At 42.8% G+C, this 285-nt stretch carries 1 pseudogene; it reads right to left on the bottom strand.

Annotation, left to right across the window (positions count from 1 at the left end):
- A pseudogene (locus Q3W56_RS20795) lies at positions 1-285 on the bottom strand (IS5/IS1182 family transposase); the annotation flags it as partial.

Below are 285 nucleotides of genomic sequence, written 5' to 3'. Positions count from 1 at the left end.
GGTAGCCTTTTCGGTCAGTTGTTGAGTATGTAAGTACCTGCTGGTTCGGGCAAATGTAACGGTCTTGTTCACTGTCATAATGAAATTTCCATTTTGGAAACAAGCCTCTAGTGGGATGATATCGTCTGTGGGCAATAACGCCAAAAATATGACGGTCGGATAATCCTTTACAAATGGGAGTCGTTAAATATCCGGAATCAAGAGCGACAGCTTCCACTTGAAAACCAAATCGTGCGATTTGGTGATCCAATCGGTCAAGGTAAGGCACAGAATCATGAACATTTC

Source organism: Bacillus sp. C28GYM-DRY-1, assembly GCF_030519405.1.
Lineage (GTDB): Bacteria > Bacillota > Bacilli > Bacillales > Bacillaceae > Bacillus > Bacillus spizizenii_A.
The sequence above is the reverse complement of the archived record's forward strand: the minus strand, read 5'-3'. Positions and strand labels throughout refer to the sequence as shown.